This window comes from Arthrobacter sp. UYCu511 (genome assembly GCF_040547105.1).
GTDB classification, from domain to species: Bacteria; Actinomycetota; Actinomycetes; order Actinomycetales; family Micrococcaceae; genus Specibacter; species Specibacter psychrochitiniphilus.
This window is the reverse complement of record NZ_JBEPPB010000009.1, coordinates 60,194-78,064: the sequence shown is the minus strand read 5'-3', so window position 1 is coordinate 78,064 and position 17,871 is coordinate 60,194. Positions and strand designations below refer to the sequence as shown.

Genomic DNA, 17,871 nt, shown 5'->3' with positions numbered 1-17,871 from the left:
CCCGCGCGCTCGGTGCCGCTGCCGGGATAAGGCAAGTTCCACGGTGGCTAGGCCGGGTGGGTGTCCTTCGCCGGTAGCCACAGCACCATGGCTAGAAGTGCCACGGCCGTTGCCATGAGGAACGCCGGGCCGTAGGAGAAGGCGTCCACGAGCAGTCCCGCCGCGATGGGGCCAATGATGGCGCCCAGATCGGAGCTCATCTGGAAGGTGGCCAGGACCTTGCCGCCGGAGCGCTCGTTGCCTATTACATCCGCCACGGTGGCTTGCTGGGCCGGGCCCATGAGGCCGCTGCCCAAGCCTGCGATGGCTGATATCAAGAAGAACCAGAACTCATTACCGGTGAATCCGAGCGCGCCCATGGCGAGGCCGTTGACGGCTAGTCCGCTCAGAATCATGGGCTTGCGGCCCCAGGTGTCTGCCAATTTTCCGGAGAAAGTCAGGGCAACTCCTGTGCCGATGGCAAACACGGCCAAGGAAATGCCGGCTACCTCTGGACCGGCGCCCAAGGCGGCCGTGGCAAAGAGTGGCACCAGGGCCATGCGGAGGCCGAAAGCGGACCAGCCATTGGCAAAGGCGGAGCCCAGAACGGCGCGGTAGGTAGGCAGGCCCAGAGCAACACGCAGCGGCAATACCTCTTTTTTGACGGCGGTAACAAGCCCCTTCCGGTTCGCTTGAGCAGAGGCCGCTGGCAGTTGCGTTGCCACGAGCACCGCCACCAGAACCAGGGCAGCGGCGTAGACCAGAAACGGCAGGGCCATGCCAAAGCCTGCAAGGAGTCCACCCACGGCGGGGCCGGCAATATTACCGAGCAGGAAGGAGCCTGAATACAGGCTAGATACCCGTCCACGTGCCTGGGGCGGGGCGAGCCGGATCAATAGGCCCATGGCCGCAACGGTGAACATGGTCGAACCAATGCCGCCCAAGCCCCTATAGATCAGCAGCTGCCAATAATCTTGTGCGAACGCACAGGCTGCCGAGGAGGCTGCCACGATGAGGATGCCCAGAATGTAGGTGCGGCGCTCGCCCATCCGTTCCACCAGCCAGCCGCTCAAGGGGGCAAAGGTCAAGCGGGTGAAGGCAAAGGCGCTGACAACCACAGCGGCGGCTGTCACGCTGACATCGAAGCTTTGTGCGAATTGCGGCAAAACCGGGGCCACAATGCCAAAGCCAATGGCAATCATGAAGGCGGCAGCCACCAGTACCTTGATCTCGCGGGGTAGCTTCGCTGCGGGCAGATCCTTGGCCTGTTTGGGCCGGCGTATAGACATAGACATCACTGACGAGTGTCCCACATGACGCGAAAATTGGTCCTGTGCCCACCCGTGAGGCCCCGGCAGTGAGGCTCTGCCCCGGGCGTGAGGCCCCCGTGAGAGACTAAGGGGGTGAATGAAACTCTTCCCATCCTCTTGTCCATCGTGGTTGTGCTCGCCGTCATTGGCGGTCTAGTACCCGTCTTCCTGAACGCTCGCCGGAACCGCCAGAACTACACCGGCCCCCGCGATGCCAATGACCCCGCCCCGCTGGATCCCACAAGTCAGGGGGACGCCCAAGGTGGCGGGACTCTGGTGGAGGACCGCCCGGAAACCATCGCTCCGCAGCCGGCCATTTTGCCGGAAGAATTGCTGGAGCCGCTTGCCCCTGCCGCCCCGTCGCTCGAGACCCCGCTGCCTGTTGAGGGCCGGTTGGTGCGCCTACGGGCGCGGCTGTCCAAGTCCAACAATGCGCTGGGCAAGGGCCTGCTGGCGCTGCTCTCCCGCGACACCATTGACGAGGACGTGTGGGAAGAGGTTGAGGAGACACTGCTGCTGGCCGACATCGGCACGGATTCCACCATGGAATTGGTGGACACACTGCGTGACCGCGTGAAGGTTCTGGGTGTGCGTAGCCCAGAGCACGTCCAGTCGATGCTGCGTGAAGAGCTCATCAAGCTTGTGGATCCCTCCATGGACCGCACACTGAACATCACCCGCCATGATGACCGCCCGGCCGTGCTCATGGTGGTGGGCGTCAACGGCGTGGGCAAGACCACCACCGTGGGCAAGCTGGCCCGCGTGCTGGTGGCCGAGGATAAGGACGTGCTGCTGGGGGCCGCCGATACTTTCCGAGCTGCCGCTGCCGAACAGCTGGCCACGTGGGGTGCGCGGGTGGGCGTTCCCACTGTGAAGTCCGACGTCGACGGAGCGGACCCTGCCTCCGTCGCCTTTGAAGCAGTCAAGGTGGGCATTGAGACGGAAGTGGACGTGGTCATGATTGACACCGCAGGCCGCCTGCAGAACAAGATCGGGCTCATGGATGAGCTGGGCAAAGTTAAGCGCGTCATTGAGAAGCAGGCCACGGTTGATGAGGTACTGCTGGTACTGGATGCCACCACGGGACAAAACGGTCTCACCCAGGCGAAGGTTTTTGCGGAAGTAGTTAATATCACGGGCATTGTGCTGACCAAGCTCGATGGCACGGCAAAGGGTGGCATTGTGGTGGCCATCCAGAAGACACTGGGAGTCCCCGTGAAGCTGGTGGGCCTGGGCGAAGGTGCCGATGATCTGGCCCCCTTTGACGCCGAAAGTTTTGTTGATGCACTTCTAAACTAATGGAATTGGCGGGAGTCCAAGACTCTGAGCTGAACAACAAAAAATGTCCGCCACGGCGGGCTTTTTTTGTTTAAACCGCCATCAGAGATTCTTACTCCGGGGGTCCGGTGCGGCGTGAGATTACCTCCGTGGGGTGCGGCAGGGGCGGCCTTGAAATCAGCGGTTTGTGTATCTAGGCATCCTTTTCTGGGAACGGATGATCTTTCATGGTCTAGTGCTTGTTGAAAACGTTTAACGCACGAAGCGTCGAAAAACCGTGACGCTGCGCATGGCCACCGTGGTCCTGCGCCTGCGCCTGCGCCTGCGCCTGCGCCTGCGCCTGCTCAACCGAGGTGGCGCCGGCCTGCTCAGCCATTCGGCCCGCACAACGCTCATGCGCCGCAGCAGGAACATTGATCAAGAGCAGCGCAGCAAATTTGACGGTCTTAACGTGCGCGAAGGCGTCGCTGCCCACGGGATCAGTGAGGTCATGACCAAGGCCGGCATCGTCTAGCCACCCCGAACTCCCGGGAAGCGAACGGCTGGGGCAGTGAGCGGCTTGGCTGGAAACACGCCGGAAACGTTGTTGACGCGGTAAGTTAACTCCCCAGCGCAAGACGTAACGCAGTGGAAACTTATTCCACGTCCGCGTGAAACACGCAGCAACTTTCATTGTAAGAGTCCACCATGCACAGCCCCGAAGACGCGGCAGGCAACAACTCTTGCAACGAAAGGCCAGCAACATGAATACTGGCGATACAGCATGGGTCCTAATCTCAGCAGCCTTGGTGCTGCTCATGACACCGGGGCTTGCATTCTTTTACGGCGGCATGACACGTGCCAAAGCCGTCCTAAACATGATGATGATGAGTTTCGGCGCCATTGGCGTTGTTGCCGTTCTTTGGATCCTGTTCGGCTACTCGGCTGCCTTTGGCACCGACCTTGGCGGGGGACTGCTGGGGAACCCCTGGGAAAAGCTGGGTCTGCGAGGAGTCCTGGACACCGGTGACGGCGCCCCATTGGTTGGCTCTGTCCCCGAAGTTGTCTTCGTAGGGTTCCAAGCAACCTTTGCCATCATCACCGTAGCGCTCATCACGGGGGCCATCGCGGACAGGGCAAAGTTTGGTGCCTGGCTGACCTTTGCCGCCATCTGGGTCACTGTGGTGTATTTCCCGGTGGCACATTGGGTTTTTTCCTTCACCGAGGATGCCAATGGCAAGCCGACGGGTGGATGGATAGGCCAAGGACTCGGAGCCATTGACTTTGCCGGAGGCACTGCTGTTCACATCAACGCCGGTGCCGCAGCCCTGGCACTGGCCTTGATCCTTGGCCGGCGTAAAGGATTCGGAAAAGATCCCAGCCACCGGCCCCACAACCTCCCCTTCGTGATGTTGGGGGCAGGGCTACTCTGGTTTGGCTGGTTTGGTTTCAATGCGGGGTCCGCGCTCGGTGCCAATGCCGTGGCTGGCTATGCCTGGATCAACACGCTTGCCGCACCTGCAGCTGCCATCCTTGGCTGGCTCTTGGTAGAGAAAATCCGTGATGGACACGCCACCTCACTCGGGGCAGCATCGGGGGCCGTGGCCGGACTTGTTGCCATCACCCCCGCATGTTCGGCAATAACGCCGCTATGGGCGCTGGTGCTGGGGCTCTTGGCCGGGATGCTTTGCGCGCTAGCAGTCGGGTTGAAGTACCGTTTGGGGATTGATGACTCACTGGACGTTGTTGGGGTTCACCTGGTGGGTGGCCTCGCAGGGACCTTGTTCATTGGCTTGGCGGCTGATCCGAATTCACCCGCCGGTGGCCGGGGTCTGTTCCACGGTGGCGGGCTGGAACTTCTGGGCAAGCAGGCCATCGCCGCCGGGGCGGTTATGCTCTATTCCTTCCTCGCGGCCTATGCCATCGGGTGGATCATCAACAAGACCATGGGATTCCGCATCTCAACAGCCCACGAAGCTGCCGGAATTGACGTCTCAATCCACGCCGAATCCGCCTATGACTTAGGCGGCCGCGCCACGGGCAGCTTCCAACCACTCTCCGGCAAGAGGCCCGCTGCGGGTCAGTCCGGAACCGATCACCTCACACCAGGGCGCAAGTCCGCAACACAGGAAGCCACGGTGGACGCATGAAACTCATTACAGCCATCATCAGGCCGGAACAATTAGATGATGTCCGCAGCTCGCTTGAAAGTTATGGTGTGCAGGGGCTGACGGTCAGCTCAGCGCACGGTTATGGGCGCCAGCGCGGCCACACCGAAATCTACCGAGGTGCCGAATACGCTGTGGACCTGCATGCAAAAATTCGCATCGAGGTCTTGGCCACGGATGAGGTGGCCTGGGACTTGATGGACATTATTGTGGGCAGTTCCAATACGGGTAGTCCCGGAGATGGCAAAGTGTGGATGGTGGCCGTGCTGGAGGTTATGCGAGTGCGCACAGGTGAGAGGGGCACCGCAGCCATCTAGAGAGTTAGTCGTTACTGGTGGTCCAGGCCTGCGGGCCCGAGGAGCCGGCCGCATAGTTTTCCATGGGGACGGCTCCGGACGCCCAGGCGGCAAACGTCGGTTCCACGATCCGCCAGCACTCTTCGGCGGTATCGCCACGGACGGAGAGCAAGGGATCTGCGCGCAGGATCCCTTCCAATACTTCGCCATAGGGTAGGAGAGGGTCACTGCCCAGTTCTGCTTCCAACTTGACTCGGTCAAGGGTGAAGACATCTCCCGGGCCGTTGACATCGAGGTCCAAGACCAGCGTGTCCGGTCCGAAACCAATATGCAGGCGCGTGGGGGAGTCTGTGCCTTTGAAGCCGACGGGCAGATGTGGAACCGGTTTGAATGTGACGACCGCTTCCTTACGGGCGTTGCCTAGGGCTTTCCCTGAGCGCAAAATGAACGGCACTCCCGCCCAACGCCAATTGTTTATGTACACTTCAACCTCTGCGAGGGTCTCGGTGTCATTTGCTGGGTCCACACCGTCTTCATCGATATAGTTCGGGACCTTGCGCTTTCCAATAGTTCCCGAAGTGTAACGCGCCCGGCGTGTGTACTCGGCCAAATCGTGACCGCTGCGGCCAATGGTGCTGGCTCTTAGTACGGTGGCAATGCTCGAGCGGACGTCTTGCTCACCCAACGTTGCCGGGGGTTCCATGGCCATGATGCCCATGACCTGCAGCAGGTGACTTTGGATCATGTCACGCCCTGCACCAGCATGATCGTAATAGCGGGCTCTGTTTTCCAGAGTGAGTGCTTCATCAAAGAAGATCTCTACCTTTTCAATGTGTTCCCCGTCCCACGAATGCTCCAACAGCCGGTTGGCAAAGCGCAGGCCCAAAATATTCAAAACTGTGGACTTACCCAGGAAATGATCCACTCGGTGGATGTGGTCCTCAGGAACCAAGGTGGCCAAGGTGGCATTGAGTGCGCGAGCCGATTCAACGCTGGAACCAAACGGCTTCTCCATAACCAACCGGGTGCCTTCTGGCAGATCCTCGGGAGTCAATGCCGTGCACGCTTTCTGGCTCACCGCCGGGGGTAGGGCAAAATACAGTGCCACTGGTCCGGGAATATCTTTGAGGAACTGGCCCAACGCTCCCTTGGCGGTCACATCAAGTTGGTGGTAGCTACTTCCCTCTTGGAGCTGGTGCAATTCTTTGATCCCGGTGTCCGTCGAAGCCCCGTCGGGTTCCATAGCCTCGGAAAAGCTGTCCTTAAGCCGGTCCTGCCACTGCTGCGGAGACCAATCATCACTGCCAGCTCCCACAAGATTGAGCCCCGGTGCCCGGCCCGAAGCAATCAGCCGGGCCACGCCCGGCAACAAGAGACGGCCTGTGAGATCTCCCGAAGCCCCCAAAATCACTAAAGTCTTGATCCGCCCGCCGGGGTCCGCAACTGAAGCCGGGGAACCGGCGTCGGGCTGGTTGGATTGTGTGGAGCGCTGATTGCTGGAAGCTGCAGTGTTTTTCATCACGTCTTCAGCATGCCACCAATTGGGGCCCTTTTCATGGTCTGGCACAAGCGCCCACAATTTTCTTTGCCGTGATGTAGTTGCTGGCGAACATGAGGGGTATGCAACGAAGAGGCGCCGTAGTTGGTACCCTTGATAGTTGAGTCCCTCAGGAAAGGGAGTGGAGCGGTGTTAGCGCCGTCCCACCGGTCTCATCCTGAATAACGTAAATTGCCGCGCACCATGCGCGGGCCGGCCGCAAGGCTGTCCCGCGCGGGCGTTGGTTAATCCCTGACGAATAATCCCTGACGAAAGAAGTGCGCGGCGCGTGTTCAACTCACTATCTGATCGGCTGACAGCAACCTTTAAGAACTTGCGTGGCAAGGGACGGCTCAGCGAAGCCGACGTCGACGCCACGGTGCGCGAGATCCGTCGGGCCCTGCTGGATGCCGACGTCGCCGTGCCGGTGGTTCGCGAATTCACCGCCAAGGTCCGCGAGCGGGCGCTCGGTTCCGAAGTCAACGAGGCGCTGAACCCGGCGCAGCAGATCGTCAAGATTGTCAACGAGGAACTCGTGGCAATTCTGGGTGGTGAAACCCGCCGCATCAACTTGGCCAAGAACCCGCCCACCGTCATCATGCTGGCCGGTTTGCAAGGTGCTGGCAAGACCACGCTGGCCGGAAAGCTGTCCAAGTGGCTCAAGGGCCAGGGCCACAGCCCCTTGCTGGTTGCTGCGGATTTGCAGCGCCCCAACGCCGTCAAGCAGCTCCAAGTCAACGGTGAGCGCGCCGGTGTTCCCGTGTTCGCACCGCACCCCGGTGTCTCCAGCGAGTTTGAATCCGCCACTGGCGATCCCGTAGCCGTTGCCCTGGCCGGGTTGGCGGAGGCGAAGTCCAAGCTGCATGACGTGGTCATTGTTGACACGGCCGGGCGCTTGGGCATTGATGCGGAACTGATGAAGCAGGCTGCGGACATCCGCGCTGCCATCAACCCCGACGAGGTCCTCTTCGTCATTGACGCCATGATCGGCCAGGATGCCGTCAACACGGCCCAGGCGTTCAACGAGGGCGTCAACTTTACTGGTGTAGTCCTGACCAAGCTCGACGGCGACGCCCGAGGTGGTGCCGCACTCTCGGTTGCCTCCATTACCGGCAAGCCCGTCATGTTCGCCTCCACGGGTGAATCGCTGGATGACTTTGAGCTGTTCCACCCTGACCGCATGGCCAGCCGAATCCTGGACATGGGTGATGTCCTCACCCTCATTGAGCAGGCTGAAAAGAACTGGGATAAGGGCGAAGCCGAGCGCATGGCGCGCAAGTTCGCCGACCAAGAAGATTTCACCCTAGATGACTTCCTCTCCCAGATGCAGCAGATCCGCAAAATGGGCTCCATGAAGAAGATGCTCATGATGATGCCCGGCGCCGCCGGCATGCGCCAGCAGCTGGAGAACTTCGACGAACGCGAAATTGACCGCGTTGAGGCCATTGTTCGCTCCATGACCCCGCACGAACGTGTTGCGCCCAAGATCATTAACGGTTCCCGCCGCGCCCGTATCGCCAAGGGCTCGGGCGTGCATGTTTCCGAGGTCAACGGCCTGCTGGAGCGTTTTGGCCAGGCTCAGAAGATGATGAAGAAAATGGCTCAGGGCGGCGGCATTCCGGGCATGCCCGGCGTGGCAGGCCCCGGCGGTTTCAACAGTGCCCGCAAGGGCAAGCAGGGCCCCAAAAAGAAGGCGCGCTCGGGCAACCCGGCCAAGGCTGCCGCCGAGCTTAAGGCCGCGCAGGAGAAGGCCAACGCGCCCAAGTCCCTGCCCACCGGTGCCGCGTTTGGTGCCGGCGCCGAGGACTTTGACCCCAGCAGCCTGAACCTGCCTAAGGGCTTTGAGAAGTTCCTGGGCAAGTAGGCACATACCAGGGTGCACGCTAGCATCACCCACAGGCAGTGATCAGGACCCGTAGGGGAATCTCCAAGTGATTCCCCTACGGGTTCATCTTTTTAAAACCTAATTTACCCACGACAGTTCCAGTTTGTAGATTCAGACAGCCCGTAAGAGTCACGCGAAGACCAAACTGATCTACCACCGCGGGACTCTGCCATGGAGGCGCAAAATAAAAACATTGCGATTACGTGGGGAACCGAAAGTAAGCCTTTCTGTTATTGGGAATTTTGGCAGTATCTTTTTTGACTCTGACCGGATGGACTCCAGGAAACGGTTCAGACAATAACACCGGAAGCTCGGCATCTTCACCGGGTAAGGCGGCCAACACGGCAACTTTTTGCCGAACCGCCCAACACGGTCCCCAACTGGATTTGGCCGTTAGTGCGCATCGCTGATTTTTCGGTATCCAACATTTCCGATCTGCAGCAGCTGATGTTCCGCCCGCTGTATTGGTTCGGCAATGCCGGAAAGGCCGAGGTCAGTGACCAGCTGAGTTTGGCGGCCCAGCTTCTGTCTAGCAACCGGGCAACACGCTCGCCATCACTCTCAAGGACTACAAGTGGTCCAACGGGACGGACGTTACCTCCACTGCTGTCATGTTCTGGTACAACATGTCCAAAGCCGAAAAGACCAACTTTGCCGCCTATGTACCGAGGCAGTTCCCGGACAACCTTTCCTTAGCTACTGCACCGGATGCTAAGACAGTCGTGTTCACAACCGACAAGGTTTATAGCGAGCAGTGGATGCTGTACAACCAGCTCAGTCAGATCACACCGATGCCCCCGGCCTGGGCTATGACCAGTGCCACGGCCAAGGGCGAGTGTGCCACGAATGAGGCAAGCTGTGCAGCCGTTTACACCTATCTGGTGTCCGCAACCAAGGATCTGCCTACCTACGCAACGAACCCGTTGTGGAAGGTTGTTGACGGCCCCTGGATGCTCAAGAGTTTCAACGCCGACGGGCACATCACCTTCGTCCCGAATACCAAGTACTCCGGATCGGTGAAGGCCACCCTGAAGGAATTCATTGAGGTGCCGTTCACTACGGACGCCGCCGAGTTCAATGTCTTGCGCGGTGCCAGCGCCATAGATGTGGGCTATATTCCCACGCAAGATCTGAGCTCCCCGCGTCCTGCCAACTCCACACCAGATCAACCAGGGCCAAATCCACTCAGTGCCAACTACACTATGGCGCCGTGGAATCTGTACGGCATCAACTACTTCCCGATCAACTACAACAACCGCACGGTGGTGCCGGTCTTCAAGCAGCTGTACTTCCGCCAGGCACTGCAATCCGTGGTTGACCAGAAAGGAATCATCACCAACGCGGCTAAGAATTACGGCTTCCAGACCACCGGCCCCGTGCCGCTGTTCCCGGAGAGTCCGCTGATTTCTACCACGGAGCAAACTAACCCCTACCCGTTCGACATCTCCGCAGCCACCAAGTACCTCACGGACAATGGCTGGTCCGTCACGCCGGGCCAGGCAGCAGCGTGTACCAAACCCGGAACGGGGGCCGGTGACTGCGGGGCCAACATCAAGGCTGGGCAGCCCCTGACCTTCACCTTGCAATATGCCAGCGGCCAGCAAACCATCACCACGGCCATGGAATCGATGAAGTCCAATGCCGCGCAGGCCGGAATCGTCCTGAATCTGGTCCCTGCACCCTTCAACACGGTCACTGGCACCGCCATCCCCTGTACCGGTGCAAGCTGCACCTGGGAGATGGGCAACTGGGGAGGCGGCTGGGTGTACGCACCTGACTACTACCCTTCCGGTGAGACTCTGTTCCAGACAGGGGCAGGCTCAAACAGTGGCAGCTATTCCAACCCGGCCATGGACAAGCTCATCGCCGCAACCACCACTGAAAGTGGCACTGCGGTGATGCAGGCCTACGAGAATGCCTTGGCTAAGGATGTACCCGTAATTTGGCAGCCAAATTACACGTACAGCCTGACCATGGTTGCCAACGCGCTCAAGGGTGTCACACCCCAGAGCCCGTATGCGAACCTCACCCCCGAGAACTGGCATTACTAAAGGCTCGGAAACAAGGTAAAGCGCAACTGCAAAACGCACCTGGAAACGGATCAGGGATGAGGTGGCGAGGGATATGATCACCCACAACGAACGGCACAGGCGGGCCGTATCATGATTGGGTATATCCTTCGCCGCGTCCTCCAATCCATACTGGTGGTCCTTGTGGTGACGGTCATTGTCTTCATTTTGCTGCACCAGCTTCCAGGCGGTGCTGCACGGGCCATTCTGGGCCCGCGGGCCACGGCAGCCCAGATCGCAGACTTCAATGCCGCCAACGGCTACAACCAACCATTGTTTATCCAGTATTTCCGGCAGCTGGGGCAGTGGCTCACCGGCAACTTTGGCTTCTCCATAAAACTGAATCAGTCAGTGAGCTCACTCTTGGTTCAGCGCATGCCCAAAACCATCATTCTGGGTTTACTCTCGCTGCTTCTGACAGTCATCGTGGCCATCCCCGTGGGCATCTATCAGGCAGTGCGCCACAACAAGTCATTTGATTACATTGCCACGGCATTATCCTTCATCTTCTACGCGGCACCCACGTTCTTCATTGGGCTGATCATGATTGAAATATTCGCCCAAAACCTGGGGTGGTTCCCCCCGGAAGCACCCCAGTCTGACGGCATCGGCCCCATTTTTAAACAATTTGACGCCATGATCCTGCCCATAGTTACCTTGGCGCTCTTGAGCATTGCCGGTTTTTCCCGGTATATGCGCTCCTCGGTGCTGGACAACATTGACCAAGACTATGTCCGCACAGCCCAAGCTAAAGGCGCGCCGCCGTCGCGGGTTCTCTACCATCATGTGCTGCGCAACGCTCTGATCCCCATCATCACCTTGCTGGGACTATCCCTTCCTGCCTTGTTTGCCGGGGCGTTGATTACGGAATCAATTTTCAACTTTCCAGGCATGGGACTGCTGTTTTGGCAGGCTGCCCAGGCCTCCGACTACCCGGTGGAGCTTGGTGTTGTGATCATCACCGCCTTTGCCACGGTGGCGGGAAACCTCTTGGCCGATATTTCCCTGGCCGTCATTGATCCGAGGGTGAAGCTATGACAACCATCCGCCCGGGCGCCGGCGAAACCGCCCCCGGCCTGACAGACAGCGGTGAACAGCCTGCCCCTCTGGGCGCCACCGGCCTTCCCGTGGGCAAGGCGAAGAGCATGTTCCGGCTGGGCTTTGAGGTGTTCGTGCAGAACCGGCTCGCCATTGTGGGCTTGTTCCTGCTGCTGGCTGCCGTACTGTTCTGCTTCCTAGGTCCTCTGATCCGCCCAAGCAATCAGATCACTGTCAACCTTGACCAGGTGACGCTGCCGCCGGGCCCCGGCCACCCGTTAGGGACTGACGAGACTGGCTATGACCAGTTGGGCCGGCTCATGACCGGCGGGCAGGTGTCCCTGATTGTTGGTTTCTCAGCTGCCGTCATCGCCACGATCGTCGGGACCGTCTGGGGAGCCATTGCAGGATTCTTTGGCGGCTGGGTGGATGCGGTCATGATGCGCATTGTGGATGCCATCTTGTCCATTCCGATCCTGTTCCTCCTGTTGTTCCTAGTCACGATCGTTAAGCCCAGTGTCCCCGTCATGGTGTTTGTGCTGGGGCTGACGGCCTGGCTGGTTCCGGCCCGGCTGGTACGTGGGGAATCCCTGACCCTGCGCGTGCGCGAATACGTCCAGGCCGTCCGTGTCATGGGAGGCACCTCCTGGCATGCGGTGCTGCGGCACATCATGCCCAATGTGGTGGGCACTGTCATTGTCAACGCCACATTCCAAGTAGCCGATGCGATCTTGCTGGTCGCCTACCTTGGCTATCTGGGTTTGGGCATTGCCCCTCCGTCCACCGACTGGGGCGGGATGCTCAGTAACGGCACTGCCTTTGTGTTCACCAATTATTGGTGGCTGATTTACCCGCCGGGGCTGGCCATCATCATCGTTGTGGTTGCCGTGAACCTAGTGGGTGACGGGCTCAGGGACTCCGTGGAGGTCCGGCTCCAGCGCCGCTAACCCGCAGCTCCGATAGCCCGCAGCCCCGCAATACAGTAGCGCCGCAATACCGCAGCGCAGTAGCCTGAAGGAGACGCCGCCATGGCACTGTTGGAGATTAAAAACCTCAGTACCGAGATCCGCTTGAGTAAGTCCGTGGTGTATGCCCTTGAGAACATTAACCTGCATGTGGATGCCGGTGAATGCCTGGGTTTGGTGGGGGAGTCGGGCAGCGGAAAAACCATGACGGCTATGTCCATTGAGCGCCTGTTGCCGCCAGGCGGACGCATCACCAACGGGGAAATCCTGTTCGACGGCGAAGACCTGATCACGTTGCGCGAGTCCCGGCTGCGAGAAATTCGCGGTGGAGATATTGGCATGATCTTTCAGGACCCCATGACGTCCCTGAATCCGGTGCTTCCTGTGGGGGTCCAGGTGGCCGAGCCGCTGATGCTCCACCGGGGCATGAGCAAGTCAGCTGCTCTCAAGGAAGTGGTGGAGATGTTTGGCCTGGTCGGCATTCCCAGCCCGGCCCAACGCATCAACGATTTCCCGCATCAGCTCTCCGGAGGGCAGCGCCAGCGTGTCATGATCGCCATGGCCCTGATCTGTCAGCCCAAGATGCTCATCGCGGACGAGCCCACCACAGCCTTGGATGTGACGGTGCAAAAGCAGATACTGGAACTCGTGGCCCGGCTGCGCCAGGAATTTCACATGGCCATGATCTTGGTGACACACGATCTGGGCGTCATTGCCGGCAGTGCGGACCGTGTGGTGGTCCTTTATGCCGGCAAGGTCGCCGAGATGGCAGACGTGCACACGCTCTTCTCCGCCCCCAAACACCGTTACACGGATGCCTTGTTCGAGGCACTGCCCGAGCGGGTGGCAGGGACGGGGGAGCGCCTGTACTCCATTCCGGGCCTGCCACCGGATCTGACGGAACCCCCGCCGGCGTGCCGGTTCGCCCCGCGCTGCCGCTTCGCCGTGGATCTCTGCCGCGCCCAGGTCCCGCCCATGACCACCATCGAGACCCCGTTCGGGCCGCAGCAATATGCCTGCTTTGTCCCACGCACCACGCCGCTGTATGTGCCCGAGGCCGCAGATTTGCGCACCACCGTCCCCGAGCTCGCCAGGGTGGCGGCTGCTGAGCTGGAAACCGGAATGGACCTTTCACGGGTGGAGGGCCGTGCCGGAACCTTCTTGGGCGGGCACCAAGCCCATGCGCCGGCCGGGCCTGCTCTTGCCGAGTCAGATCCAGCCGGAGAAGCGCCGTCGGCCGGCTCGTCGTCGGACGCTAGGGGCTGGGTGGCGCCTGCCACCTTCATCCCCAAGGATGGCGTGCCACTGTTGCAGATCACAGACGTGGTCAAGGACTTCCCTGTCACAGCCGGGGCTATCCTGCGCCGCCATGTGGGTGACATCAGTGCAGTCTCCGAGGTGACACTGGCCATCCCGCGCGGCACCACGCTGGGCTTGGTGGGGGAGTCTGGCTGTGGGAAGACCACGCTGGGCCGGCTGGTGGTAGGTCTGGACTTGCCCACGAGCGGGTCAATCTTGTTCCGTGGTCGGCGTATCTCACAGCTGCGCGGCAAGGAGGCGAAGGAGGGCCGGCGGAACGTACAGTTCATGTTCCAGGACTCCTACGCCTCCCTGGACCCGCGGATGCGGGTTCGTTCCATCTTGCGCGAGCCGCTGGACATTCAACACGTTGGCTCGGCTAGAGAACGTAATGACCGCGTCGATGAACTACTGGCCGCCGTGGGGCTGCCAGCCCGGGCCGCCGAACGGTACCCGCACGAATTTTCCGGTGGCCAGCGCCAGCGCATCGGCCTGGCTCGGGCGCTGGCATTGCAACCCGGGCTGATAGTCGCCGACGAGCCCGTTTCAGCGCTGGATGTCTCCGTTCAGGCGCAGGTGCTGAACCTGATGAAGGAGCTCCAGCATGACCGCGAGCTGACTTACTTGTTCATTAGCCACGATTTGTCCGTGGTGCGCTATCTATCTGACGTCATTGCCGTGATGTATCTGGGCAAGATGGTGGAGGTGGGCCCGGCCGCCGAGGTCTATGCTCACCCTCAGCACCACTACACGCGCGGGTTGATAGACACTGTGCCCATTCCCGACCCCGTGGTGGAGCGGGCCAAGGCCAAACTTGGCGTTGCCGGCGAGTTGCCCTCAGCCATGAACCCGCCCAGCGGCTGCCGTTTCCGCACCCGCTGTCCTGCGGCTCAGGAGATTTGTGCGCAGGTGGTGCCGCCTCTGCAGCCCGGAGGTGGAACGGTGCCCCTGCCACCTGAATCTCTGGTGGAAGCCACCGCATCGGCTGCCGCAGCCGGAACCGTGCCTCACCTGACAGCGTGCCATTTCCCCATCAACGCTCACGCCGCCGTCGACACTCTGCTCGGTGGGCCTCCTCCCGGCGGGGGAATGTCAGAGTGATCCGGTACCCTGCCTAAATGAGTAAAACCCGGATTGTGTTCGTCCACGGGCTCGACGGGTTTGGTGCCGCAGCCTGGCCCGCCCAGCACTTGCTGGCCGGGCGCTATGACGCCTTGTTCCTCAAGCGCAGCGGATTTGATGCGTTTGCAGAGCCTACGGCGACAAATTTTTTTAGCGACGCTCGGATTGTTGCCGATGCCTTGGGGGCAGGCGGCCATGTTGTGGCGCACGCCCAAGGTGCCATTGCGGCCATGATGGCTGCCGTGGAACACCCGCACTTGGTCCGGTCACTGACGCTGGTGGAACCGGCACTGACCTCCTTGACAGCGGAACTACCGGCAACCATGGCGTACCGTGAGCACCTGGAACCGCTGTTTGCCCGGCGCACTGAGCTCAGCGACGAAGATTTTGCGCGCGAGTACTACCGGCTGACGGCTGCCCCTGGAGGGGCCGGTTCCGGAGGGTACCGTTCGGGGGTTTCCGGAACGGTTGGTGCCGGTTCGGGACGGACCGTGACAGGTAGTGCTCAGGGGCTTGAATCCGTTGGCCGAGTCGCGGCACGGCTGCGCCTGCAGTCCCCGTCATGGGAAGCGCCGCTGCACATTGTGCCAGGCGTCCCCACTCTGGTACTGACAGGTGGTTGGGAACCACTGTATGAGGAAGTGGCTGATTACCTCGCCACCACGGGAGCCCGGCACGTGGTGTCCCGCGGCGGCCACCGTCCACAGGATACCGAGGAGGGCGCAGGAATCATCGGATCATTCATAGCTGAAACGCAGGCACGTGTCACCGGTGGCCAGCTGCGGGGCTGAGACGGCCCCGGTACCCTTGACGGGTTGCGTGACTGCGGCTCCAATCACATGTCACAGCCGGGAACTAGACTTGCGCCATGCTAGAAATTCGGCCCGCAGCGCTCAGTGAGTTCTCGCTCCTGCCTGAGCTTGAGGCCGCAGCGGACCAGGCGTTTGGTTCCCTGACACCGCCTCTGCCCTACGGAAACTTCCCGCCGCCCGGGACAGCGGTTGATTATGCCGGTGCCTTCCACATCATGGTTGCCGGCCGCCCACCAGTGGGCTTCATCCGGTTGGAGATTGTGGACGGTGCGGCGCATCTGCAGCAACTGGCCGTCAGCCCGGACTACGCACGCCAAGGGATTGGGCGTGCCCTCGTGGCAGCCGCCAAAGCCTGGGCGCGTGAAGCGGGATTCACTTCCATGACACTCATTACGTTCAAACAGGTGCCCTTCAATGCCCCCTTCTATGCCAGGTGTGGATTCACGGAGCTGCGACCGGAAGAGTACGGACAGGAACTGGCCGTGCTGCGTACCGCGGAGGCGGCTGCGGGTCTGGACGGTATGGGCGCCCGGATAGCCATGAAGGCCGTTCTGCCCGCCTAGCAGCCCCCGCCCCAAGAACCCGTGCCCCTAGAACCCCGCCCCCCGGAATAACTTGAAGCTTCAAGTAGTTGTGGTGGTGTAATCGCGCTAAACCTTGGAGCAAATGTGACCGCCGCACAAGACCTTTTGTCAGCAGAGCTCACCCTGGGCACCGTGATGCTCAAGGTGGGCAACATGAAAGCTATGGCCGACTACTACCACCGGGCCTTGGCTCTGGATGTAGTTGCCGAAGCGGACGGTGGTCAGTACTTGGGCCGCGGCACCACACCTTTGGTGCACCTGCAGCCAGCCGGGAATCTGCGCATTCCGGGCAGCGGCGAGGCCGGGCTCTTTCACACGGCACTGCTCTTCAATCACCAGTCCGCTCTGGCCGCCACGGTAGCCACCGCAGCCCGCTACAACCCCCAGGCCTTCGCTGGCAGCGCAGATCATCTGGTCTCCGAGGCCTTCTACTTCACCGACCCCGAAGGCAATGGCATTGAGCTGTACTGGGACCGTCCACGGGATCAGTGGAAATGGAAGAATGGCGAGGTGGAGATGGCCACCCTGTCCCTCCCGCCTCAGCGCTACCTCGAATCGCACCTGAGCGAGGAATCCGTGACCGAACAGCGCAATGCGGCGGCCGGCGTCGGGCATGTCCATCTGCAGGTGGGTGAGATCCGCGCCGCGGAAAAGTTCTACGTGAACACTCTCGGCTTTGAAAAGAGCGCAGGATTCCACGGTCAGGCACTGTTCGTCTCGGCGGGCGGCTACCACCATCACATGGCTATGAACGTGTGGAACAGCCGCGGTGCCGGTCCCCGCAAGGACACCCTCGGGCTCGGGGAGGTGCTCATTCAGGTGCCCGGCAAGGACGACGTCGGGGCCCTGGCGGAGCGTTTGGCACACCACGGCATTGCCGTTGCCGCAACGGGTGCCGAGATTCAATTTGCGGATCCGTGGAAAAACCGGATCCGCGTTAGTGTTGATTCCGTACAGTCTGGGCATTAACGCCCCGGGCGCCCGGGGATAATGCATCCCGGATCACCAACTTGAAAGGCTTATGCGTGGCCAATTACTCAGAGTTCTTCATTGCCGACCACCACCAGGCTGTTGCCCGGGCCAAGGCGCGGATGGCAGGGAAGTCTCCACTCATTGACGTGCCGGTCCTGCCAACTCCGGGCCTGAGCGACTTTGAAATTGAAGTCTTGGGCGAATTTGCCGTCAAGAAAGTCCATGCCACGGGTGTTGGGGCGGAGCTCAGCTTGGTTGATATTGAACTGGATAACTTGTTTGCCGTGCCGGATGCGCTCCTTGAGGTCTTTGCAGAACTTGATGCCCTCGAAGAGCCCGAGGACATTGCCGAGCTGGCTGCGCAATGGGCTGCTGTGGAGGAAATGGAATCCACCCCGGAAATCACCGAGCCGCTGCTGCGCGCTCTGGCTGCCATGGCCGCAGCAGCCTTGGCAGCCGCCGAGGACAACGCGAAGATGGCCCTGTTCTTCTACTCCGCCGAGTAACATAGCCCGGAACTCTGCCGCATGGAACTCTAAAATGATCCTGATCCCGCTTTCGGACCCCGAAATTCCGGG

The 17,871-nt window shown here is 60.7% G+C and carries 14 protein-coding genes and 1 pseudogene; 13 read left to right on the top strand and 2 right to left on the bottom strand.

Annotation, left to right across the window (positions count from 1 at the left end):
• Positions 1-47: 47 nt before the first annotated feature.
• Positions 48-1,274 carry an MFS transporter gene (locus tag ABIB48_RS12990; RefSeq protein WP_110107329.1) on the bottom strand — a complete coding sequence of 409 codons (1,227 nt, stop codon included), beginning with the start codon at positions 1,272-1,274 and terminating at the stop codon, positions 48-50.
• Positions 1,275-1,382: 108 nt separating this feature from the next.
• Here ABIB48_RS12990 and ftsY point away from each other — a divergent pair, with 108 nt between their 5' ends.
• The 4 genes from ftsY (at position 1,383) to ABIB48_RS12970 (ending at position 5,031) form a co-directional block, all read left to right on the top strand.
• A complete protein-coding gene (ftsY, locus tag ABIB48_RS12985) occupies positions 1,383-2,588 on the top strand; it encodes a signal recognition particle-docking protein FtsY (protein ID WP_354213240.1) in 1,206 nt (401 codons plus the stop codon).
• A gap of 256 nt (positions 2,589-2,844) precedes the next feature.
• Positions 2,845-3,081 (top strand): hypothetical protein, encoded by a 237-nt coding sequence (locus tag ABIB48_RS12980; protein WP_354213239.1) that lies wholly within the window; start codon positions 2,845-2,847, stop codon positions 3,079-3,081.
• 229 nt (positions 3,082-3,310) lie between these two features.
• Positions 3,311-4,696, top strand: coding sequence for an ammonium transporter (locus tag ABIB48_RS12975; RefSeq protein WP_354213237.1), 1,386 nt, complete (start codon positions 3,311-3,313; stop codon positions 4,694-4,696).
• Positions 4,693-5,031: a P-II family nitrogen regulator gene (locus ABIB48_RS12970; RefSeq protein WP_110107334.1), complete on the top strand. Its 339-nt coding sequence runs from the start codon at positions 4,693-4,695 to the stop codon at positions 5,029-5,031. The genes ABIB48_RS12975 and ABIB48_RS12970 overlap by 4 nt, the downstream gene beginning before the upstream one ends.
• 4 nt (positions 5,032-5,035) lie before the next feature.
• On the opposite strand, the gene ABIB48_RS12965 is transcribed toward ABIB48_RS12970, so the two are convergent.
• Positions 5,036-6,529 (bottom strand): glucose-6-phosphate dehydrogenase, encoded by a 1,494-nt coding sequence (locus tag ABIB48_RS12965; RefSeq protein WP_354213296.1) that lies wholly within the window; start codon positions 6,527-6,529, stop codon positions 5,036-5,038.
• A gap of 307 nt (positions 6,530-6,836) precedes the next feature.
• Between ABIB48_RS12965 and ffh the strand changes: the two genes are divergently transcribed.
• From ffh to ABIB48_RS12920, 9 genes and pseudogenes are all read left to right on the top strand, one after another.
• The gene (gene ffh / locus ABIB48_RS12960; RefSeq protein ID WP_110107335.1) at positions 6,837-8,411 is read left to right on the top strand and encodes a signal recognition particle protein; all 1,575 of its coding nucleotides are present in this window, start codon (positions 6,837-6,839) and stop codon (positions 8,409-8,411) included.
• Between the two features lie 572 nt (positions 8,412-8,983).
• Positions 8,984-10,483: pseudogene (locus ABIB48_RS12955) on the top strand (ABC transporter substrate-binding protein); the annotation flags it as partial.
• A 111-nt stretch (positions 10,484-10,594) separates the two neighbouring features.
• Positions 10,595-11,539: an ABC transporter permease gene (locus tag ABIB48_RS12950; RefSeq protein ID WP_354213235.1), complete on the top strand. Its 945-nt coding sequence runs from the start codon at positions 10,595-10,597 to the stop codon at positions 11,537-11,539.
• Positions 11,536-12,486: an ABC transporter permease gene (locus tag ABIB48_RS12945; RefSeq protein ID WP_354213233.1), complete on the top strand. Its 951-nt coding sequence runs from the start codon at positions 11,536-11,538 to the stop codon at positions 12,484-12,486. The genes ABIB48_RS12950 and ABIB48_RS12945 overlap by 4 nt, the downstream gene beginning before the upstream one ends.
• Positions 12,487-12,567: 81 nt before the next feature.
• Complete coding sequence (locus ABIB48_RS12940; RefSeq protein WP_354213232.1) at positions 12,568-14,904, top strand: ABC transporter ATP-binding protein; 2,337 nt, start codon at positions 12,568-12,570, stop codon at positions 14,902-14,904.
• Between the two features lie 17 nt (positions 14,905-14,921).
• A complete protein-coding gene (locus ABIB48_RS12935; protein WP_354213231.1) occupies positions 14,922-15,716 on the top strand; it encodes an alpha/beta fold hydrolase in 795 nt (264 codons plus the stop codon).
• A gap of 77 nt (positions 15,717-15,793) precedes the next feature.
• Positions 15,794-16,300 carry a GNAT family N-acetyltransferase gene (locus ABIB48_RS12930; RefSeq protein WP_315913227.1) on the top strand — a complete coding sequence of 169 codons (507 nt, stop codon included), beginning with the start codon at positions 15,794-15,796 and terminating at the stop codon, positions 16,298-16,300.
• A gap of 156 nt (positions 16,301-16,456) precedes the next feature.
• Positions 16,457-17,290 (top strand): VOC family protein, encoded by an 834-nt coding sequence (locus tag ABIB48_RS12925; RefSeq protein ID WP_354213295.1) that lies wholly within the window; start codon positions 16,457-16,459, stop codon positions 17,288-17,290.
• A 56-nt stretch (positions 17,291-17,346) separates the two neighbouring features.
• A complete protein-coding gene (locus tag ABIB48_RS12920; protein WP_354213230.1) occupies positions 17,347-17,799 on the top strand; it encodes a hypothetical protein in 453 nt (150 codons plus the stop codon).
• Positions 17,800-17,871 lie beyond the last annotated feature (72 nt).

Coding starts and splice junctions, on each gene's coding strand:
- ABIB48_RS12925 (WP_354213295.1), top strand. CDS start 16,457: ATGCTCAAGGTGGGCAACATGAAAGCTATGGCCGACTACTACCACCGG.
- ABIB48_RS12970 (WP_110107334.1), top strand. CDS start 4,693: ATGAAACTCATTACAGCCATCATCAGGCCGGAACAATTAGATGATGTC.
- ABIB48_RS12990 (WP_110107329.1), bottom strand. CDS start 1,274: ATGTCTATGTCTATACGCCGGCCCAAACAGGCCAAGGATCTGCCCGCA.
- ABIB48_RS12935 (WP_354213231.1), top strand. CDS start 14,922: ATGAGTAAAACCCGGATTGTGTTCGTCCACGGGCTCGACGGGTTTGGT.
- ABIB48_RS12975 (WP_354213237.1), top strand. CDS start 3,311: ATGAATACTGGCGATACAGCATGGGTCCTAATCTCAGCAGCCTTGGTG.
- ABIB48_RS12945 (WP_354213233.1), top strand. CDS start 11,536: ATGACAACCATCCGCCCGGGCGCCGGCGAAACCGCCCCCGGCCTGACA.
- ABIB48_RS12940 (WP_354213232.1), top strand. CDS start 12,568: ATGGCACTGTTGGAGATTAAAAACCTCAGTACCGAGATCCGCTTGAGT.
- ABIB48_RS12950 (WP_354213235.1), top strand. CDS start 10,595: ATGATTGGGTATATCCTTCGCCGCGTCCTCCAATCCATACTGGTGGTC.
- ABIB48_RS12965 (WP_354213296.1), bottom strand. CDS start 6,529: ATGAAAAACACTGCAGCTTCCAGCAATCAGCGCTCCACACAATCCAAC.
- ABIB48_RS12930 (WP_315913227.1), top strand. CDS start 15,794: ATGCTAGAAATTCGGCCCGCAGCGCTCAGTGAGTTCTCGCTCCTGCCT.